The organism is Actinoplanes auranticolor, assembly GCF_018332655.1.
GTDB classification, from domain to species: domain Bacteria; phylum Actinomycetota; class Actinomycetes; order Mycobacteriales; family Micromonosporaceae; genus Actinoplanes; species Actinoplanes auranticolor.
On record NZ_BOQL01000113.1, the window covers coordinates 1 to 635 of the forward strand.

Genomic DNA, 635 nt, shown 5'->3' on the forward strand with positions numbered 1-635 from the left:
CACGACGGACCTGCCCGGTTCGAGTCTGCTGGCCGGTCGCTACCGACTGGTCGAGCGGCTCGGTGCCGGCGGGATGTCAGTGGTCTGGCGAGGGTTCGACGAAGTGCTCGGTCGTCAGGTCGCGGTGAAGGTTCTGCCGCCCTCGACGAGCACCGATCCCTCGTTCCGGCGCCGACTCCGCGCGGAGGCCCAGGCTGCCGCGAGGCTGAGCCACCCGCACATCACCAACGTCTACGACTACGGCGAGGCGACCACCGTCGACGGTGAGCCGGTGCCGTACGTCGTCATGGAGCTCGTCGACGGCGAGTCGCTGGCGGCCGTGCTGGCCCGCTCGCGCCGGCTGCCGTGGCCGGCTGCCGTGCGTATCTCCTCCGAGGTCGCGGCGGCGCTGGCCGCCGCGCACGCCCGGGGCATCGTGCACCGCGACGTGACCCCGGCCAACGTCATGCTCACCTCCGGCGGGGCCAAGGTCGTCGACTTCGGCATCTCGGCCCTGATCGGCGAGAACGACATCGACCCGGACGGCAGCCTGCTCGGCACGCCGGCCTACCTCGCGCCCGAGCGGCTGGAGGGCGGCCAGGTCAGCCCGGCCACCGACGTCTACGCGGTCGGCCTGCTGATCTACCGCACCCTGA

Annotated in this window: 1 protein-coding gene; it reads left to right on the forward strand. The window is 72.4% G+C overall.

Annotation, left to right across the window (positions count from 1 at the left end; all coding sequences use genetic code 11):
- Positions 1-10: 10 nt before the first annotated feature.
- A partial coding sequence (locus tag Aau02nite_RS45805) for a serine/threonine-protein kinase (RefSeq protein WP_212994990.1) occupies positions 11-635 on the forward strand: 625 nt, incomplete at its 3' end.